This is a genomic window from Acinetobacter lwoffii (genome assembly GCF_022967985.1).
Lineage (GTDB): Bacteria > Pseudomonadota > Gammaproteobacteria > Pseudomonadales > Moraxellaceae > Acinetobacter.
Genome location: NZ_JALJVC010000003.1, coordinates 48,820 through 61,930 on the forward strand (window position 1 = coordinate 48,820; position 13,111 = coordinate 61,930).

A 13,111-nucleotide genomic window follows, 5' to 3' on the forward strand; every position below is an offset into this window, starting at 1 on the left:
GCGAGCGATATTTTTCTAGATAATCCAAGGCTTCAGCCAGCCATAAGGTCGATGAAATGCCATTTTTTTGCTAAAAATAACAAAAACATACATGATTTTCTGTGACGGATTTCATACTATGTTGTAGTGTGCCTGTTTTTAGTTTGTATGCTCATTAAAAGATGCACCGCTTGACCATTTCAAGAGGTTGTTGTCTTGCATATAGCGAATAATAAATAGTGGATGTTTATGCAAGATCTTCTCAAAACTAAAAAATTCCAGTTAATCACGGAATCCAGTTGGAAACATCTCTGGTCTAAGCCAGTGTTTGAGTATCTGCATTCAGATCATTTCGACGGAAAACAGTTTCGTAATCTTGAGCATGCTTCTCTATCGCGTGGTCGCTTTGATTTATACAAATGGCTCATTACCCGAAAATCCAAAACCTGGAATGTTAATCTTGATGAAGAGCGTGCCGAGTTTTTTTCTCGTCCACGCGCATTGCCACAGCAGCGTCCAGATGCAGCTCTGGATGACTGGCAAGTCTGGTTTATTGGTCACGCAACCACATTAATTCAGATCGGCCCCTATAACTTCCTGACCGATCCGGTTTGGGCTGAATATGCCAGTCCATCGGCTTCCACAGGGCCGCAGCGGGTCATTCCGGCTGGCATTGCTCTGGATGAGCTGCCTCAGATTGATGCCGTACTGCTCAGCCATAACCATTATGATCATATGGATCTGGCCAGTCTGGAATGGTTGCACAACACTTTTGAGATGCCGATTTATACTGGTCTGGGTAATGCCTGGTATTTGCCAGAACATTATACCGTGCATGAAATGGACTGGTGGGAAAATGCCTTTTTTGAAGAGATACGGATTGTCTATACGCCGGCTCAACATGCCTCGGGGCGCGGCATGCGCGATCAGAACTGTGCACTCTGGGGAGGCTTTTCTTTATTACATGGCAAGGAACATTGTTTTTTTGCCGGAGATAGTGGCTACGCCTCGCATTTTAAAGAAATCCGTAAACGTCTGGGTGCACCGCGAATTGCCTTACTCCCGATAGGAGCTTATGAACCGCGTGAACTGATGCGCGCGATCCATATGAATCCGGAAGATGCCTTTCATGCCCATCATGACTTGCAGGCCAAATGTTCACTGGCGATTCATTACCGTACTTTTCAGCTCACGGATGAAGACCGGGATGCGCCGGAACATGAGTTGCATGAGATCATCAAGCATTCTTCCAAGTTGATTAATCCGTTTTATTGCATACGTGAAGGCAAACGAATTATTGTCTAAATATTTTACTCTGTTCCTATTGGATGAGTTGAATGGCCACTACAGAAAGCATCAGCATGGCGGTATTCATCACCACAGGATTGAATGCTGCAGTAAGTTGCAACGGGGCTGTGAATGCAATCAGCAGTAGTAATCCAGCAAGTCCGATAATATTCAACCTATGCAAGAGTATGGACCGGTTCCATTTCAGAAAGCATAAGCCAAATAGCATTTCACATCCTCCGGAAAGTCTAACCAAGACTTTGGCCAGTGCTAGCTCAAAACCCATATTTTGCCAAATGCTAATTTCAGCGGGTGATTGGAACAGAATTTTTGGAATGAGTCCCTGATAGAGCCATAGTATGACCAAAGTCAGCTGGATAGTACGCAGTGATTGTAGGAATACAGGTTTAGGATTCACGGACAGCTTCTTCCAGAAAATGGCGTTTATTTTCGCTGGATGGAATCAGGCAATACTTGGTTTTACCAAATAGCTTGTAACGATTTAAAGCGACCACACGATACAGAAAATCTCGGATAAAATGTGGAACCAAATAACCTGCGCTCATTAAATTAAAGGGAAAACCGAGATGCTGCAGCACCTTCAGCAAGGCAGTCGATTCCGTATAGAGTGTGCCATCTTGAATGACGAGCATGGTGGTGTAATGTTCAGTAGACATCTGATAATGTTCGAGCAGTGCTGTACCTAAAGGCGATTGGGCGGAGACCAGTTTAAACTGAATCTTTTTATCGTATTGAATCAAAAACCGTGCCCAGCCATTACAGATCACGCAAACAGCATCAAATAAAACGATGTCGTATTGTTGAATGATGTCTTCAATATTCGGATGCATTGTTGTAGTTCTTTTTGTGCTGACTTGCTTCTATAGTGCTTGATGCCGCAATAAAAAACCACCCGAAGGTGGTTTTTATACGTGTCTAAACTGGCTTAGAGAAAGCTAGGCAAACCTTTGGCTGGATCGCTTTCACGTGCTGCTTGGGCATCTGCTACAGTCATACCTAGGGCCTTAGCAACGCCTTGCCCATAAGCTGGATCGCAAGCATAACAGTTGCGGATGTGACGGTATTTAATGAAATCTAGCGCATCACCCATCGCTCCGGCCGTGTTATTAAACAGAGCCTGTTTCTGCTGGTCATTCATCAGGTTGAACAGGGCGCGTGGCTGGCTGAAGTAATCATTGTCATCTTCACGGAAATCCCAGAAATCGGCATCACCGGTGATTTTCAGTGGAGGCTCTCTGAATTCCGGTTGTTCCTGCCACTGGCTAAAACTGTTCGGCTCGTAATGTGGCAATGAACCATAGTTGCCATCCATGCGGCCTTGACCATCACGGCGGTTCGAATGTACAGGACAACGTGCAGCATTGACTGGAACCTGTGAATGATTCACGCCAACACGGTAACGCGCTGCGTCGGCATAGTTCACTAAACGTGCCTGTAACATACGGTCCGGTGAGTAGCTGATGCCCGGTACAAGATTACTTGGTGCAAAGGCTGCCTGTTCTACATCCTGGAAATAGTTTTCCGGATTGCGGTTCAGTTCGAATTCACCGACTTCAATCAGTGGATAATCGCCCTTTGGCCAGACTTTGGTCAGGTCAAATGGATGATAAGGCACTGTTTCGGCTTCCAGTTCCGGCATGATCTGAACGTACATTTTCCATTTTGGATAGTCACCACGTTCGATGGCATCAAACAGGTCGGTCTGGCTGCTTTCACGGTCTTTGGCGATCAAGTCTGCAGCTTCAGCATCGGTCAGGTTCTGGATGCCTTGCTGGGTACGCATATGGAATTTTACCCAGAAGCGTTCATTTTTGGAATTGATAAAACTAAAGGTATGGCTGCCAAAACCATGCATATGACGGTAACCGGTTGGGATCCCACGATCCGACATAACAATAGTCACTTGATGCAGAGCTTCAGGCAAGAGTGTCCAGAAATCCCAGTTATTGGTGGCACTGCGCTTGTTGGTTTTCGGGTCACGTTTGACTGCTTTATTCAGGTCAGGGAACTTGCGGGCATCCCGCAGGAAAAATACCGGAGTATTGTTGCCGACCAGATCCCAGTTGCCTTCTTCAGTATAGAATTTTAAGGCAAAACCGCGAATATCACGTTCTGCATCGGCTGCGCCACGTTCACCTGCCACCGTTGAGAAACGCGCAAACATTTCGGTTTTTTTGCCGACTTCAGAGAAAATTTTAGCGCGGCTATATTGGGTAATATCATTGGTCACGGTAAAGGTACCAAAAGCGCCTGAACCTTTGGCATGCATACGACGCTCTGGAATCACTTCGCGGACAAAGTTGGCCAGTTTTTCATTCAGCCATAAATCCTGGGCAAGTAAAGGTCCACGCGCCCCTGCCGTCATACTGTTCTGGTTGTCGACCACAGGGGCACCAGCTTCAGTGGTCAGGTGGGTGACAGGGCATTTTTTAAAATCTTGGCTCATCTTTCCTCTCCAAGTTTTGAATATCTTATGTCGTTTACCTAGTATTCATAGAATATTGAGATATATGCTAATCAGATCAGGTTTCGCTATATTTACAATATCTTTAAATAAAGGGTGTTACAGCACAAAACGGAATTCAGGGTATAATTGAGTGAGCTCACTCAAAAAATATTTTTAAATTTAATAAAGTTTAAAATGTTGAAAATTAAATGGTTACTCTTAAAAAGTAACGGGTTTTCCACTCTGTGACAATATCAAATTCTATATATTTTGAATAACTCGAATAATGAATGGGATTAAACGAAAATAACAATATCTAAGTCGATAATATGTTTTTATCAAAGGATAAAAATAATAAGTGAAAAGTGTTATTTAAAATACATTTTATAACTGATTTATTTTAAATAGTTTTTTAATCAAGTTTTGTTGGTCTGAAGAAACCCATAAAAATAATGAATGGAATAAGGGTGTTTTCTGGCTATAGCTCGCATTTTTGCATACAGAAAATCCTATCCAGATGGTCTTTATTTTTAAAAAAGCATTGGCAAATATGCTTGAAAATTAGTCAGTCGGCCCTATAATTATCTCACTCCTTCCTCAAAATCACATAGAGAGTAAAATGGCCAAGAAAAAAACAGCCGAGCAGGTGGTGATCCACAATTTTGTGGCAAAACACATGCATGAAGTTAACAAAAGCCAAGTCTTTGTAGACCGAAAGAAAAATGCAAAACGTGGCTACAACAAGCACAGACAAGGGCGATATTCCATGGAAGATCGCCCTTTTTTAATGGCTGCTTAAGGTCTGTAAGGTGGCTGGGGATGACGCGGTGGCTGTTTAGGATTGGTTTTAACTAGAGAGAGCGGGGCGACAGGCCGGTTGTTACGAGTTTGCGAATATTGATTTGGATGCCGGGATGACGTTGTCGATTTATCCGCAATTAAGTCATTAAAGAATTTATTGAGTCTACTGTGCACTGGCGCTTTGTGGTGAGGGGAGTGAGACTGTGGTCTGGCCTGCTGAAAACTGGCAAATTGATCTTTTTGCTGGTGATAGAGTCTGGCGGCAATGACGGAGGGGTCATCTCTGCCTAAACGCCGCCGTTGCGATGCCGAAATTTCAATGCCCAATAATGGAGTCATTTTAGGCCGATCGGCATAGTTCGTTGCTCGATTGCTGGCAGGGTGTATATAAGATGAACCGGAATTATGAGCTTCTTTGCGGGCAGCCAAGGCCGGTGCAAGAATGACTACATAGAACACTGCAACAATCATGAACAGGATGACCAGAAATTCCATAAGCACCTCTACCACTGTCGAGGGACTGGAAAAAGTCCCGTATTAGGCACTCACCATACGTGATGCTGATTTCACCATATCCCCTAAACCATGGGTTCTGAAATAATATTCTAACCAGCTTTTTACCATGAGCGGATTGTCCATTTTTAACACATGTTGCAGCAATTCCTGTGCATCACTCATCGGAACATGACAAATGGTTTTACGTACCCGCAAAATATTACTTGAACTCATCGACAGGGTGTTAAAGCCCATGGCCATGAGCAAAACTGCAGACAGCGGATCGCCTGCCATTTCACCGCAGATACTGACCGGTTTTTCATTGCGATGACAGTCCTGCACCAAACGGGTCAGGGCACGCAGTACTGCTGGGTGTAAATGTGAATAGACATTGGCCACCCGCGGATTATTACGGTCCACGGCCAACAGATATTGAGTCAGATCGTTGGAACCAACCGAGAAGAAATCCACCAGTTCGGAAAATTCATCAATCTGATGAAGCACACTCGGCACTTCCACCATGATGCCGAGTTTTGGTTTATTTACCTTGACCTGTTCTTCTTCTTGAATCGCCGCATGATCACGTTCCAGCAGGTAGAGTGCTTCCTCAACTTCACTAACACTGGTCACCATCGGCAGCAGAATATGCAGGTTATTCAGCCCGATACTGGCCTTGAGCATGGCACGAATCTGTGAAGAAAAAATTTCCGGATGATCCAGGGTAAAACGAATGCCGCGCCAGCCGAGTGCCGAATTTTCTTCTTCAATCGAGAAATACGGCAGGTCTTTGTCTGCACCAATGTCCAGCGTTCGCATCACCACCGGTTTATTGGCAAAATGACTGAGCTGCTGACGATAAATCGCACGTTGTTCTTCTTCACCCGGGAAGCGGTCACGTAACATAAACGGAATTTCAGAACGGTATAGGCCAACGCCTTTGGCACCGCGCTGCACGCCACGCACCACATCAATCATCAGGCCGGTGTTGACGTAGAGTTTGACCGCCACGCCATCCGGAGTAATCGCATCTTTGGTTTCGTACTGGCGCAGATCTTTGGCAATCTGTTCTTCTTCTTTCTGAATTTCTTTATAGCGACTGCGCAGGCGACGTGGGGGATTAATAAAGACCCGGCCCTGATGGGCATCGACAATCATCTCCACATCATCGAGGGTGTTGATTGGCAGTTCGGTTACGCCGACTACGGTGGGAATGCCAAGGGCACGCGCCACAATCACCATATGCGAGTTCATGGCGCCTTCAGTGGTGACAATCGCGGCAATTTTATCCACGGGCAGTTCAACCAGTGCAGCCGTCGATATTTCCTCACCAATCAGAATACTTTCATCGGTCAGTTCACGGTGACTGGCATCGGCTTCCTGTAAGCGCGCCAGAATGCGGCGGCCCAGATCTTTTAAGTCCGCCACCCGCTCACGTAAATAATCATCTTCCATCTGGGAGAATTGTGCCACATGATTGTCAATGACAATTCGCACGGCGCCTTGTGCCCAGTGACCTTCACGAATAAAAGCCTTGATTTCTGCAGGCAGGGCATTTTCATCCAGCATACGCAAGAACACGCTAAACAGTGCGCGTTCCTCGGCCATCAACGCATCCTGCATTTTGTCATCTAGCGACTGGATTTCTTCGCGGACTGAATTCAGAGCATTATCTAATAGCTGGAGTTCTTCGCTGATGTCATCCGCTTCACGATCAGGGACTGCGGCAAGATCTGCTGGTGGATACAGAATCACTGCACGACCTAAGGCAATACCACCGGAGCCAGAAACTCCCTGAAAGGTTTTATAGGCGGGCAGGTTGGTTGGCTTACGGAATACATCGATATTGCCGACGGCATGGGCATGGGCGATGACGCCAGAAAGCTGCGCACAGAGCGTGACCAGAAAGGATTCAGCAGCTTCAGAAAAGTCCTGTGATTCTTTATTCTGAACCACCAGTACACCCATGACCTTACGGCGATACATCACCGGCACACCGAGGAAGGAGTTATAAATTTCCTCACCGGTTTCAGGTAAAAACAGGAAGCGCTCGTGTTTAGGGGCATTATCCAGATTGACAATTTCCTCACGCTGCCCAACCAGGCCCACCAGACCTTCACCGGTCTGCAAAGACACATGGCCGACAGATTCTGCATTTAGGCCTTTAGACGCCATGAGTAAATAACGCTGATTGCGTTCATCGAGGAGGTAGATCGAGCAGACATCAACCTGCATGGCCTCGGCCACATGCTTGACCATAATGTCGAGTGATTCATGCAAACTGGTGGACGCATTGATCTCCTGAACAATACGTCTCAAGGTGTCCAGTTGCATATTCGACATAAGGTCTGCTCCGTCTATTCAGAATTTCAGTAATGAAGTTTATTTATAACAATAGCCGCGTAAAAAATCTGCATTATTTATGCGATTTTTTAAGGTTTTTGCTGGGGCAGTTGCTGACACAACTCCACCAAGGCTTTGCGGTAAACATCACGTTTGAAATTCACGACTTGACCGAGTGGGTACCAATAACTGACCCATTGCCATTGATCAAATTCGGGCGGATCAGACAGATTCAACTGAATATGCTGAACGGGGGCCGTGAGTTTGAGTAAAAACCACTTTTGTTTTTGACCGATACAGACCGGATCAGAGTCCGTACGAATGTATCGATGCGGCAAACGATAGCGCAACCAGCCTTTGGTTTGCGCGACTATCTGGACGTGTTCGGGCAATAAGCCAACTTCTTCTCTCAGCTCACGATAGAGTGCCTGCTCAGGGGTTTCTCCATATTGGATCCCGCCTTGTGGAAATTGCCATGCATTATGACCAATGCGTTTTGCCCATAAAACCTGTCCAGCATCGTTTGCCAAAATGATCCCGACATTCGGTCGGAAACCTTCAGAGTCGATCATTTGGCTACCTAAAAATTGTTTAATTTATGCCTTTGCCATCGGGGAGCATTATTTCGTTATCCAACTCGAAAAAAGCAAAGTTTAAAAATGTTAAAATTGCTATGATCTTAACGAATTTCTATCGACTAGCGGAGATAGATTTACAATTTTTTTCTTAAATTTCAGTTTTAACGAGTATTTTCATGAAATTGGCGCTATTTGATCTCGATCACACCTTGTTAAACACGGATTCGGATCATTCTTGGGGAGAGTTTTTGGTCAGTGAGGGCCTGGTCGATCCAGTTCAGCATCGCGCCATGAACGACAAGTTCTATGACGATTATAAAAAAGGCCAGTTAGATCCCTATGCCTATAATGAATTTGTGTTCCAGTTTCTGACCAAACATGACAATGATTATTTGACTGAATTACATCAACTGTTCATGCAAAAAGTCATTCGTCCACAAATGCGTCCTGAAGGTTTTAAAGCCATTGAGCGCCACCGTGAAGCAGGGCATGCCTTAGTGGGGATTACCGCGACTTCAGACTTTATTACCGCACCCATTTTTCGTGAATTCGGAATTACTGAAATTATTGCCACCAATGCTGAAGTCATTGATGGTAAATATACTGGTAAAGTCATCAATACAGCGTGCTATCAGCAAGGCAAGTTGGTGCGTCTGGAACAATGGCTGGAGGGTCGCAATGTAACCGAGTCTTGGGCCTATTCAGATTCGATTAATGACCGTTTCTTGCTGGAATATGCGGATCATGCGATTGCAGTGAATCCGGATGATCGCTTGGAAACTCTAGCCCAAGAACAAGGCTGGGAAATACAGGACTGGTCGATCTAATCACTCCGAACTCATTGATGTGATTATTAAGTACAACTTCGGTTGTGCTTTTTATTTGCCTCATTTGAATATTAATGTTTTTTCATAGTCCGGCTGAATCAGACATGCTATGCTCAAAAAACAGGACATGATAACAATAGTAGATTCTGAGGTATGAGATATGACTCACGTTCGACCGCGTATGACACATCTGTTCCAGCAGCTTGGCTTGGATGCCAGTGCAGAAGGTATTGAAACATTTATTCACGAGCATCAATTGCATAAAGATCTGACTTTACTGGATGCGCCGTATTGGTCAGAGGCACAACGTCAATTTTTAAGCGAGAAAATAGCATCTGATGGCGAATGGGCGATTGTGGTAGATCAACTCAATGAATCCTTGCATGAAAATTCAACCAGTGAAGGATAAGATATAAAGCCAATCGTATGATTGGCTTTTTTAGGCCATCACCTTACCTTTAGCGAACCCGTTTCCAGATCGTGACTTGTGACAGGGTATGTTGATACTTTCTGGCCGTTTCACGAATCACAAAAGGGACATCTTGGGGTTCGGTCACCAATTCAAAGTGCTGGGTTAAAATATTGGAAATACCAGCCAAGGTTGTAATATTTCCCCCATCTTGCTGAAAACCGCCCAGCCATTCACTACGCGCCGTATGTTCTTCCAGCCAGGTATAAGGCGAACTCAGCATTAAAACTCCGCCCATATTGATACGTTCATGAATGTGCGCCAAAAAGTCTTTCGGATGATGCAACCGGTCAATCAGATTCGCTGCCAGAATAAAATCATAGCCGCTAAAATGTGCTTTAAGATTGCAGGCGTCGGCCTGAAAAAATTCCGTTTTTGGCGCAACCTGATCCAAAGCGACATCTTCAAGTGAACAGCTTTTTTCTTCGCTTAATTCACCTTCTAGTGGCAGTTGATAACGTACCCTGTCGCCTTGAGCCAAATAAACTGCTTGCTGGATAAAGCGTGCCGAAAAGTCCAAACCGGTTACCTGATCAAAAGAGCGTGCCAGTTCAAAGCTGGCGCGGCCGGTAGCACAGCCAATATCTAAGGCACGATGGCACGGCGTTTGCTGAAAATAGGGTTGTGCCAGATCGACCAGTGTTTTGGCAAAATTAGCGATACCAAAATATTCGATACCATACTGGAATTCCAGATATTGGGAGACCAGCTGGTCGCTTTCATAATGCGAAGGGAAATGTTGCAATGCTTGATCAGAAGCGACGTAGCGAAAACTAGCGTGCTGAAAGAAATGCCGTCTGAAGGCGTAGCGGGAACTATATAAAGCTTCATTGCCCGCCGAAATCCAGGAGCCACCTTTCATCAGGTTATGGCGACCGTCAAAGGTTGGTGTACTGAAATCATCATAAAGCGGATGCACCTGAAAACCCTGAAATGGATAGATCGGAGTTTCAGTCCACTGCCAGACATTGCCCTGAATATCATAAAAATCGCCCTGCTTGAAATGATCGACCGGACAGGAGCTGGTGCCGTATTTCAACTCGATATTGGCCTGTTCAGGGCTCGGTAAATCTGAATCCAGATCGGAAACTGCATACAGGCGATACCATTCATCTTCAGTCGGCAAGCGAATGGTTTTTCCCAGCAGTTGGGATTTCCACTGACAAAAGGCCTTGGCTTCATGATAATTCACCTCTACCGGCCAGTCCCAAGGCATCGGCACTTCTTCTAGCATCAATCGCAGTGACCAGCCTAATTCAGTTTTGCGCCAGAAACAGGGATGAGCAGCTTGTGAAAATTGCAGCCAGCCTAGACTTTCTTCACTCCAGTAGTGTTCGGTCTGATAGCCATCAGCTTCGACAAAGGCCAGAAATTCCTGATTCGATACCAGATATTTGGAGGCTGCAAAAGCTGCAACCTCGGCTTCATGCCGGCCGTATTCATTGTCCCAGCCATAAAATGGATGGTTAAAATCTTTCTGTAAATGCACTTTGCCTTCCGGCACATCCAGCAAAATATTATCCGGGGCCATGCCGGTAATAATATTGGCACGCCATTGCGGATGCTGGCGTACATGTTCCAAAGCATGCTGGCGGATCAGCACAGAAGAAGTTTCCAGATGGATCCGTTCATGTTCGATGCCCATGATGATGGTCCACCAAGGGTTTTGCCAGTTTAAGGGTAGAGTTAGCGGAGCATGTTCAAGGATGTTCAGGATCAGGGCGCGTACCTGATGCCGATAATCACGGACTTCCTGCACACTGGGCCAGTCATAGTGCACTTCATCCAGGTCATCCCAGCTCATCTCGTCTACACCGATCGCGAAGATACTTTCAAAATGCGGATTTACGCGTTCGCTAATTAGCTTGCTGAGCAGCAGTTTATTGACAAAAAAAGTGGCGGTATGGGCAAAATAAAAAATTAGCGGATGACGTAAAGTAATCGGCTTGATGAAAAATGCATCTTCATGTTTGAGGCATTCAAACAGTTGTTCATAGGTGTCAAAGGTGTTCAGGAAATATTCGCGCAGGCAGTGCCGGGCAGTCTGTTCATCGGCAAAATCAAGTGCCGGCGTGGGCAGCAGCATCGGTTTGGCCGAAAGCCACAGGCTGCTTGTATTGGTTTTATCTTGAGAGTGGGATTTTAGGGGAGAATCGAGCTGCATCCGTCAGGCTCCATCGAATAGTTTAAGCATTCCTCTGCACTGCAAAAGAATGGAATTGTCTTAAAAATACTCGAAAGATATCGCCAGATGGGGTGTATTTAGGTAACAAAATGCTGCACCGTTTTGGATGCAGCATGTTCAGGAACAGCTTAAATAGACAGCGAGGCGCCTTGCATGAGCTGAACCAAAGCCTGTGCCGCTTTGGACTGCGTACGACCCGGATGCCAGACCATGCCCAAGCGACGGTTCATTTCCAGATTAATATCTAGTTGGTGAAGGTCATGATTGACCAAAGTTTTTGGCAGTACCGACCAGCCTAAGCCAATCGATACCAGCATCCGGATTGATTCCAGCGGATTATTGCTCATACTGACTTTCGGTTTAATACCCTGTTTTTCAAATTCGGCCAAAGTAATTTGCGAGGTATAGGTCTGTGATGATGGCAACAGGCTTGGATAGTCGAGCAAATCTTCCAGACACAGATTTTTTTGCTGTGCCAGCGGATGAAACGGTGCCACCACAAAGACCAGAGGATCATTCCAGATGGTTACGTAATTCAGACGCGCATCACCACGGGGCGGCAAGGTTAAAAATGCCAGTTCAAGATCGCCGGCAATTACCTGTTCATGTGCTTGCTCGGAATCAACAAAATGCACATCCAGGGTCACGTCCGGATATTCCTGGACATAATGGCGCAAATGACTCGGCAGATGATGCAGGCCGATATGATGGCTGGTACCAATTTTTAGTTTGCCCTGTACCTGACCCTGTTCATGGCTCAAGGTATAATGAATATCACCGAGTTCATTCAGCCAGTTTTTCACTTTAGGCAACAGCGAATGCGCCGCGTGGGTGGCCTGTACGCCACGTCCGGCAGATTCAAACAGCTTGACCCCAAAGTATTCTTCCAGACTGTGAATACGTTTGGTGACAGCAGGCTGGGTAATGAAGAGCTGATCTGCGGCCAGAGAAATCGAACCGGTTTCCATGACTTTCACGAAGGCTTCAAAGGCTGCGAGATTCATCTTAATCACCTATAAAGAATTTTTATGTGTAAATCTATTATTGTTACATTTTAAGAATAAATCAAAGTAAAATTACCTTATCTATGTTGCAGTGCTGAATTACTATACATTTTCAAAGCCTTGGCATTTTAAAAACTAAAAAAGACTGCCTTTCTCAAAACAGCCTTTCATCTGGAACCTCGACCGAAGAGTTTAGACGGTAATGTCCTCATTCTGCTGTTGGTTATTACCCTCCCAGATTTTTTCGTGGAAGAAGAAAGCCACTGCTTGTACCGTTGGCTCTAATAAACTTAAGGCAATGGCCATGGTCAAACTGCCAGTCACCAAGTAACCCACAATCATCGCTACTGTAATATGCATAATGTAGTAGCTGAAGGTCTTTTTGAACATGCGCTGGTTGTTGTCTACAAAGCGTTGAATATGTGCCATGTCGAAGTTCCTTAAAAATAATCTCTGTCGATGAAGAAATAATAATAATTCTCATTTGATTTGTAAAAGCGAATATTTTTTATAAATTAATCGGAAAATTAGATTTATGGAAATAGAGCTAAAGCATAATTTGATTCAGCTTTTAAAAGATTCCAAAAAGTTTTTTAACTGATAAAAATGATAAATTAGATTTATGTGATTGCAGCGATATAATCAAAATCAGAGAAAGAATTTACCCAGTCCAGTGGAG

The 13,111-nt window shown here is 45.0% G+C and carries 13 protein-coding genes; 4 read left to right on the forward strand and 9 right to left on the reverse strand.

What is annotated here, in order from left to right:
* The first annotated feature begins 228 nt into the window (after window positions 1-228).
* On the forward strand, window positions 229-1,284 hold the full coding sequence (locus MWG72_RS03135; protein WP_005250593.1) for an MBL fold metallo-hydrolase: 1,056 nt from the start codon (window positions 229-231) through the stop codon (window positions 1,282-1,284).
* Between the two features lie 16 nt (window positions 1,285-1,300).
* Here the strand turns inward: MWG72_RS03135 and MWG72_RS03140 are convergent, their stop codons facing one another.
* The 3 genes from MWG72_RS03140 to MWG72_RS03150 form a co-directional block, all read right to left on the reverse strand.
* Window positions 1,301-1,684, reverse strand: coding sequence for a DoxX-like family protein (locus MWG72_RS03140; protein WP_247143207.1), 384 nt, complete (start codon window positions 1,682-1,684; stop codon window positions 1,301-1,303).
* Window positions 1,674-2,117, reverse strand: coding sequence for a thiol-disulfide oxidoreductase DCC family protein (locus MWG72_RS03145; RefSeq protein WP_247143208.1), 444 nt, complete (start codon window positions 2,115-2,117; stop codon window positions 1,674-1,676). The genes MWG72_RS03140 and MWG72_RS03145 overlap by 11 nt, the downstream gene beginning before the upstream one ends.
* Window positions 2,118-2,212: 95 nt before the next feature.
* Window positions 2,213-3,733 (reverse strand): catalase, encoded by a 1,521-nt coding sequence (locus MWG72_RS03150; protein WP_247143209.1) that lies wholly within the window; start codon window positions 3,731-3,733, stop codon window positions 2,213-2,215.
* A 619-nt stretch (window positions 3,734-4,352) separates the two neighbouring features.
* Here MWG72_RS03150 and MWG72_RS03155 point away from each other — a divergent pair.
* The gene (locus MWG72_RS03155; protein WP_004729442.1) at window positions 4,353-4,532 is read left to right on the forward strand and encodes a DUF7230 family protein; all 180 of its coding nucleotides are present in this window, start codon (window positions 4,353-4,355) and stop codon (window positions 4,530-4,532) included.
* Here the strand turns inward: MWG72_RS03155 and MWG72_RS03160 are convergent.
* From MWG72_RS03160 to MWG72_RS03170, 3 genes are all read right to left on the reverse strand, one after another.
* A complete protein-coding gene (locus MWG72_RS03160) occupies window positions 4,529-5,029 on the reverse strand; it encodes a hypothetical protein (protein WP_247143210.1) in 501 nt (166 codons plus the stop codon). The genes MWG72_RS03155 and MWG72_RS03160 overlap by 4 nt on opposite strands.
* Before the next feature lie 42 nt (window positions 5,030-5,071).
* On the reverse strand, window positions 5,072-7,369 hold the full coding sequence (ptsP, locus tag MWG72_RS03165; RefSeq protein ID WP_247143211.1) for a phosphoenolpyruvate--protein phosphotransferase: 2,298 nt from the start codon (window positions 7,367-7,369) through the stop codon (window positions 5,072-5,074).
* A gap of 89 nt (window positions 7,370-7,458) precedes the next feature.
* Complete coding sequence (locus MWG72_RS03170) at window positions 7,459-7,941, reverse strand: RNA pyrophosphohydrolase (RefSeq protein WP_004278502.1); 483 nt, start codon at window positions 7,939-7,941, stop codon at window positions 7,459-7,461.
* Between the two features lie 182 nt (window positions 7,942-8,123).
* Between MWG72_RS03170 and MWG72_RS03175 the strand changes: the two genes are divergently transcribed.
* On the forward strand, window positions 8,124-8,774 hold the full coding sequence (locus MWG72_RS03175; protein WP_086044150.1) for an HAD family hydrolase: 651 nt from the start codon (window positions 8,124-8,126) through the stop codon (window positions 8,772-8,774).
* A 160-nt stretch (window positions 8,775-8,934) separates the two neighbouring features.
* On the forward strand, window positions 8,935-9,183 hold the full coding sequence (locus MWG72_RS03180) for a DUF2789 family protein (RefSeq protein WP_004278500.1): 249 nt from the start codon (window positions 8,935-8,937) through the stop codon (window positions 9,181-9,183).
* 49 nt (window positions 9,184-9,232) lie between these two features.
* Here the strand turns inward: MWG72_RS03180 and ovoA are convergent, their stop codons facing one another.
* The 3 genes from ovoA to MWG72_RS03195 form a co-directional block, all read right to left on the reverse strand.
* Complete coding sequence (gene ovoA / locus MWG72_RS03185; protein WP_247143212.1) at window positions 9,233-11,407, reverse strand: 5-histidylcysteine sulfoxide synthase; 2,175 nt, start codon at window positions 11,405-11,407, stop codon at window positions 9,233-9,235.
* A gap of 149 nt (window positions 11,408-11,556) precedes the next feature.
* Window positions 11,557-12,432 carry a LysR family transcriptional regulator gene (locus MWG72_RS03190; protein ID WP_005107972.1) on the reverse strand — a complete coding sequence of 292 codons (876 nt, stop codon included), beginning with the start codon at window positions 12,430-12,432 and terminating at the stop codon, window positions 11,557-11,559.
* A 192-nt stretch (window positions 12,433-12,624) separates the two neighbouring features.
* The gene (locus MWG72_RS03195; protein WP_004278497.1) at window positions 12,625-12,861 is read right to left on the reverse strand and encodes a DUF2061 domain-containing protein; all 237 of its coding nucleotides are present in this window, start codon (window positions 12,859-12,861) and stop codon (window positions 12,625-12,627) included.
* Window positions 12,862-13,111: the final 250 nt, after the last annotated feature.

Coding starts and splice junctions, on each gene's coding strand:
- MWG72_RS03135 (WP_005250593.1), top strand. CDS start 229: ATGCAAGATCTTCTCAAAACTAAAAAATTCCAGTTAATCACGGAATCC.
- MWG72_RS03145 (WP_247143208.1), bottom strand. CDS start 2,117: ATGCATCCGAATATTGAAGACATCATTCAACAATACGACATCGTTTTA.
- MWG72_RS03150 (WP_247143209.1), bottom strand. CDS start 3,733: ATGAGCCAAGATTTTAAAAAATGCCCTGTCACCCACCTGACCACTGAA.
- MWG72_RS03155 (WP_004729442.1), top strand. CDS start 4,353: ATGGCCAAGAAAAAAACAGCCGAGCAGGTGGTGATCCACAATTTTGTG.
- MWG72_RS03160 (WP_247143210.1), bottom strand. CDS start 5,029: ATGGAATTTCTGGTCATCCTGTTCATGATTGTTGCAGTGTTCTATGTA.
- ptsP (WP_247143211.1), bottom strand. CDS start 7,369: ATGTCGAATATGCAACTGGACACCTTGAGACGTATTGTTCAGGAGATC.
- MWG72_RS03170 (WP_004278502.1), bottom strand. CDS start 7,941: ATGATCGACTCTGAAGGTTTCCGACCGAATGTCGGGATCATTTTGGCA.
- MWG72_RS03175 (WP_086044150.1), top strand. CDS start 8,124: ATGAAATTGGCGCTATTTGATCTCGATCACACCTTGTTAAACACGGAT.
- MWG72_RS03180 (WP_004278500.1), top strand. CDS start 8,935: ATGACTCACGTTCGACCGCGTATGACACATCTGTTCCAGCAGCTTGGC.
- ovoA (WP_247143212.1), bottom strand. CDS start 11,407: ATGCAGCTCGATTCTCCCCTAAAATCCCACTCTCAAGATAAAACCAAT.
- MWG72_RS03190 (WP_005107972.1), bottom strand. CDS start 12,432: ATGAATCTCGCAGCCTTTGAAGCCTTCGTGAAAGTCATGGAAACCGGT.
- MWG72_RS03195 (WP_004278497.1), bottom strand. CDS start 12,861: ATGGCACATATTCAACGCTTTGTAGACAACAACCAGCGCATGTTCAAA.